At 43.8% G+C, this 6,037-nt stretch carries 4 protein-coding genes; all 4 read left to right on the forward strand.

Annotated features, from left to right (window positions below):
- The first annotated feature begins 6 nt into the window (after window positions 1-6).
- Complete coding sequence (gene smc, locus B0H50_RS05465; RefSeq protein WP_109587377.1) at window positions 7-3,555, forward strand: chromosome segregation protein SMC; 3,549 nt, start codon at window positions 7-9, stop codon at window positions 3,553-3,555.
- A 309-nt stretch (window positions 3,556-3,864) separates the two neighbouring features.
- Window positions 3,865-4,143 (forward strand): hypothetical protein, encoded by a 279-nt coding sequence (locus tag B0H50_RS05470; RefSeq protein WP_109587378.1) that lies wholly within the window; start codon window positions 3,865-3,867, stop codon window positions 4,141-4,143.
- A 19-nt stretch (window positions 4,144-4,162) separates the two neighbouring features.
- Entirely contained in the window at window positions 4,163-5,179 is a 1,017-nt protein-coding gene (locus B0H50_RS05475) for an MATE family efflux transporter (RefSeq protein ID WP_146193688.1), read from the forward strand.
- A 216-nt stretch (window positions 5,180-5,395) separates the two neighbouring features.
- Window positions 5,396-5,899, forward strand: a complete 504-nt coding sequence (locus B0H50_RS05480; protein ID WP_109587380.1) for a 4Fe-4S dicluster domain-containing protein — start codon at window positions 5,396-5,398, stop codon at window positions 5,897-5,899.
- Window positions 5,900-6,037 lie beyond the last annotated feature (138 nt).

A 6,037-nucleotide genomic window follows, 5' to 3' on the forward strand; every position in this document is an offset into this window, starting at 1 on the left:
TGCACCGTGAAAATTACCAAACTCAAAATTTTCGGCTTTAAGTCGTTTGCTCAGCGGACAGAAATCACTTTCCCGGGAAACGGTCTTACCGCAGTTGTCGGTCCGAACGGAGCGGGAAAGTCTAACATTGTGGACTCGATTCGTTGGGTGCTCGGCGAACAGCGCGCCTCGGTTTTGCGTATGGACAAAATGCAGAGCGTCATCTTCTCGGGAACAGAAGAACGCGCTGCGATGAGCATCGCCGAAGTTTCGCTCGTCATCGATAACAGCAACGGTGACTTGGCTTCGGAATACTCCGAAGTGATGGTGACTCGTCGTGCACATCGCGATGGGCTCACGGAATATCTCATCAACAATCAAGAATGCCGATTAAAAGACATTCAAAATTTATTCTTCGATTCGGGCCTCGGTTCGGGAAATTATTCCCAGATGAACGAAACGATGATTCGCAATGTTCTTGCGGATAGCCCGGAATATCGCCGCACACTTTTTGAAGAAGCCGCGGGCGTTAGCAAATACAAAAAGCAGCGCAAAGAAACGATTAGTCAGTTAGACCGCGTCCGCGCAGACATGGAACGCGTCGAAGACAATTTGCGTCATGAACGCGCCACCGTTCGTCAGTACGAAAAGCAAGCGGAAAAAGCCAATGAATGGAAGCGTTTACGCAGTCGCCTTCGCGAACTCGATCTTTCGGTGAGCTTGGACCGTCACGAAGATAACCGCAAAAATTTAGCGGTTTTAAATGATGCCAAAACTCGCGTTTCGCACGAACAAGAATCGGACAAAACGCGCCTTTCCGAACTCGAAGCAAAAATTGCAGAACGCCAACTCGTCATCGCTGGCGACGAAGAAAATTTACGCGGATTAGAAAACGAAGTTAAAAAGCAAGAATTAGAACTCAACGATTTGAATAACGAAATTGCCCGCAACCGCGAAATGCAGGGCAACGCAGAAATGAATCGCCAAAAGTATCGCGATGAAATCGTTGACGCAGAACGTCGCATCGGACTTTTAAAAGAAGAGCGCACAAAACTCGAAGAAGAAACGCAAGCGCTCGGCTCGGAAGATGCACTTTCCGAAAAACAATTAGAACTCGCCCGCGAAGAAGAAGCGCTCCAAGTTTTGCGCGATGATGTGGACGATCTCCGCGAAGAATCGCGGACTCTTTCGGACAAACGCATCGCGTGCATTAACAAAGCGAACAATTTGCGCTCTCGCTGGCAACGCGAAGATGCCGAATCCGAAATGCTCCGCGCCAATGTGCAAAAATGGCAAGCGGACATCACCGATTTAGAAAACAAAAAAAGCGAATCGAACGAAACTCTCGCATCGATTGCCACGGGCATCGAAGATGCGCAGCGTGAAATTGAAAATTTGCAAGAACGGAAAAGTGTTCAAGAAGAAGAAATTGAAAATTTAGCGGCGGCACTTTCTGCGGAAGACGAAAAAATTGTGCAGGCAAAATCCCGCAAAGCCGCATTAGAATCGCGTATAGAAGTTCTCGAAAATATGAACAGCGACGCAGGCTCGGGCGTCGATTATTTGCTCAACAGTCGCGCTTCCGAAGTGAAAGGACTTCTCGGTTCTTTGATTACGGTAGATCCGCAATATGCAAATGCCGTGGAATTTGCGCTCGGCCGTTCGTTGAATGCGGTCGTCGCCGATGCTTCGCAGTTGGATTCGCTTTTGGGCGCGCTCGATTCGGCGTCGGCGGGAAATGCGATGATTGCATTTGCGAATGGAAATTCTGCGGTGGCGGAATTCCCGCTTCGTCCTGGCGTGATTGGCGTAGCGTCAAAATTTGTTAAGGCAGATTCTGCGATTTTGCCGATTGTCGAAAAATTGCTCGCCCGTTCTATTCTCGTCGAAAATTTTGCGGTGGCAAAATCCTTGGCGCAAGAATTTGCAGCAGAAGATTACTGGTTCCTTTCTCTTGATGGCCGTTACGTTTCGTCTTCGGGACTTGTTCTCGGCGGCCGCGGAAAAAGCGAAGCGCCCGGCGTTCTCGCTCGCAAAGCAGAAGTCGAAAAAGATTTAGAAGAATTAGAAAATTTGAAAGCAGAAATTGAGCGCTTGGCGGACGGCCGCGAACGTTTGAATGAACGCTTGGAAGAATCGCGGGCGATGCTTTCGGAAACGGGCGAATCAATTCGCGAAGCCGAAGAACAAATTCGCTCGGGAAATGCTGCGGAAAAAATTCACCGCGGAATGCTTACCGATCTCGAACGTCGCATGGCCAATTTGGAAACGAGCTTGCGCGATGCAGAATCGAAAATCGAAAAATTTTCTGCGGAACGTTCCGATGATGCAGAACTCGCCAAAGCCGAAGAAGAATCGAAGAGCATCGAAGATGAATACGCGAAGGTGATGGATACCCTCACCGAAAAAGATCAGATTTATAAAGATAAAGAAGACGATGTCCGCGAAATGCGGAATCAGTTGGGAAGCGCTCAATCGACTTTGCAAAATAATTTACATCGCATCGCATCGATTGCAGAACAAGTTCGTTTGTTCGAAGATATCATCGCTGGCCGTAACCGCGAAATCGAAAAAATCGACCTTCAAAAAGAAGAATTGTCAAAGAAAGAAAATGAAATCGCGGAAAAAGTGCAAAGCAAAGATGAAGAATTGCGAAAGAAAGAAGAAGAGCGCGACGTTGCCCGCGAACGTTATAATGTCGTCGCTGGCGATGTCAATGATTGGCGCTCTGAAGTCCGCGACATCAACAGCAAACTTTTGAATCGCTCGAATGACATCAACGATTTAACGTTACGCATAAACGCTCTCGGCACCAATATCGACCGCATGAAAGAACGCATTTTTGCGGAATGGGAAGTCGATATCGATCATGCCGAAGATGTGACGCGCGTCGAATACGAAGAAAAAGAAGCGAAAAAAGAAATTTCAGAACTCCGTTCGCAGATCAAGAGTTTGGGCCCTGTGAATGTGGACATTATGGAAGATTTCGACGCCGAAAAAGCGCGCCTCGCTGAAGTGGAAAAACAATTCGACGATTTGGATCAAGCGCGCGCTTCGTTGGAACGCACGATTGCAAAACTCGATGGCATTGCCCGCGACCGCTTCCTCGAAACTTTCCGCAACATTCAGAAAAATTTCCAAGATGTCTTTAGCCGCATCATGATTAACGGCGAAGCAAAACTTTCTCTCCAAGATGGCGTGGATCCGCTCGAAGCGGCAATCGAAGTGAACGCGCGTCCGACAGGAAAGAAAATGCGCGGCGTGACAGCGCTTTCGGGCGGGGAACGCGCACTGACTGCAGTCTCTCTTCTCTTTGCCATTTATATGGAAAAGCCGTCGCCGTATTGCGTGCTAGACGAAGTCGATGGTCCGCTTGACGACGCAAACATCGGGCGCTTTATGGAATTGCTGCGGCATTTCTCGAATCAAACGCAGTTTATTTTGGTAACGCACAATAAGCGGACGATGGCAGCTGCGGATATGCTTTACGGTGTGACGCAAGAAATTAAAGGCATTTCTCGCATCGCTTCGGTGAAACTCGACGACGCTGTTGCTCTCGAATTGCACAAGCAATAATTCATTTTTCTAAAAACAATTTCACCGCGTTTTCCCACGCAATTTGTTTCCCATTTTCGCCCGCGATTTTTTTTCGAAGAGTGAATGCGGGAGCTAATATGAAAATCGTTTGGTTGTGCTTTTATGCTGCAACAATTTGTTCTTTCGTATAACGCATAAGTTCTCCTAGATTATATGGGTCAATTTTTTGTCTGAAGGTCCTTTTTTATTCTCTTCTTTTTATTACATCATACCACTAAACATTGACCACGATTTCCTCTTCTCGCTTGCAAATTATATCAAAATTTATTACAATTACCCCCGAAATTTATGCCCGAAAATTCAACTTATAAATCCAACACAAAGCGCATAGCAAAAAATACACTGATGCTGTATTTTCGGCAAATCTTGATTATGCTTGTGAGCCTTTACACGGTGCGTGTGGTGTTAAGTGTGCTTGGGGCGACCGATTACGGCATTTATAATGTGGTGGCAGGCGTTGTCACGATGTTTAGCTTTTTAAGTGGGGCAATGGCAACCGCAAGCCAGCGATTCTTTTCGTTTGCGATGGGCAAGGGCGATAGTGCGGGGCTAAAAAAAAACATTTAGCGTGACCCTTAGCATTTATGTGGTTTTAATTATTGCGATTTTCATTTTAGCAGAAACTGTGGGGCTTTGGTTTGTGAGTTATCATTTGGTGATTCCACCCGAACGCATGACCGCAGCATTTTGGATTTACCAAGCCGCCGTCGTTTCGTTTATGTTTACTCTCATTACAACGCCTTATATGGCGGCAATCATTGCGCACGAAAACATGAATGTTTATGCATATGTGAGTATCGTCGAAGCGGTGTTAAAATTAGCGGTCGTCTTTGCGTTAATGATTATCCCGCAAGATAAATTGATTGTTTATGGCGCGTTAATGCTTTTTGTGGCGATGGTAAATACAACTCTTTATCGTTTGTATTGCAGAAAACACTATGAAGAATGCAAGTTTAAACTCGTTTGGGATAAGGGGATGTTTAAAGAGATTTTTAGCTATTCGGGGTGGAATTTATTTGGAGCGTCAGTTGGAATTTTTAAAAATCAACTCGTTAATATTTTACTCAACCAATTTTATGGACCGGTTGTAAATGCTGCTCGTGCGGTATCTTTACAAGTGAGTAATGCGGTTACTTCTTTTTCGCAAAGTTTTTGTTCGGCAATGAATCCGCAAATTGTAAAAACATACGCAGCAGAAAACAAAAAAGATTGCATGGATTTAGTTTTTAAGGGTTCAAAATTCACTTTTTATTTGCTTTTTATTTTTGCGCTTCCTTTAATTTTAGAAATGCATTATGTATTATCATTATGGTTAAAAAATCTACCTGATTTTGTTGTTCTTTTTACCATTTTAACTTTAGTCGATGTTTTAGTGGATTCAATGAGTCGAACCATTATTATGCTTGCTCAAGCAACCGGAAAAATTAAATTATACCAAAGTGTTGTCGGCGGCATTCTGCTTTTGAATTTACCTGTTTCCTATATTGCTTTAAAACTAGGGGCAGAAGCGTATTGCGTTTTAATTATTGCCATTGCAATGACTCTTATTTCTTCGATTGTGCGAGTTTTTATTTTAAGGCGCCTCACGAATTTTCAATTTTAGATTTTATCAAGAAAGCGATTATCCCCATAATTCTTGTGACTTTATTTGCAAGCATTTTACCTTATTTTGCAAGAGAGCATTTTGACGAAGGCTTTTTACGCCTTTGCATAACGTCTTTAATCAGCGTGATTTCGACAAGTTGTTTTGTATTGCTTTTTGGTGTGACAAAACTTGAACGCAAAAATATTTTAGCAAAAATAAAAAAGGTATTTCACCATGCATAATTTACCCAAAGAAAAATGTTCAGGTTGTTCGCTTTGTGCAAATGTTTGCCCTGTAAGCGCAATTACAATGAAGCCCAATGTCGAGGGATTTTTATACCCAAGCGTTGATTTAGAAAAATGCATTGCGTGTAAAAAGTGCGAAAAATTTTGTCCAGAATTAAATGCTCCAACAAAAAATGAAAATTGCGATGCATTTGCCGCTTACAATAAAAATGAAATCATTCGCAAAGAAAGTAGCAGCGGGGGAATTTTTAGTTTACTTGCCGAAAAAATCATTGCTCAAAATGGCGTTGTATTTGGGGCAAAATTTGAAAATGATTTTTCTGTATCCATTAGCTACACCGAAACTTTAGATGGATTAAAAGAATTTCGGGGAAGTAAATATGTGCAAGCAAATCCCAAATACTGTTATAAAGAATGTGCTGAATTTTTAAAAGCTGGGCGCAGCGTTTTATTTAGTCGTCCCTTAAAAAGTCACTTCGCGAGCGCAGGATAAGGAGGTTCGCCGTTTTTATTCACCCCTTCCCGGCAAAGGAAGCAACAGTATAGCCATTCCAACAGGACAAAAAAGCGCCTCATGGCCCTCTTGAAGTTGAACGCCGCTGCTGCAAGCTTTGCATTGAGCATGTCGCCA

The sequence above is a fragment of the Hallerella porci genome (assembly GCF_003148885.1).
Lineage (GTDB): Bacteria > Fibrobacterota > Fibrobacteria > Fibrobacterales > Fibrobacteraceae > Hallerella > Hallerella porci.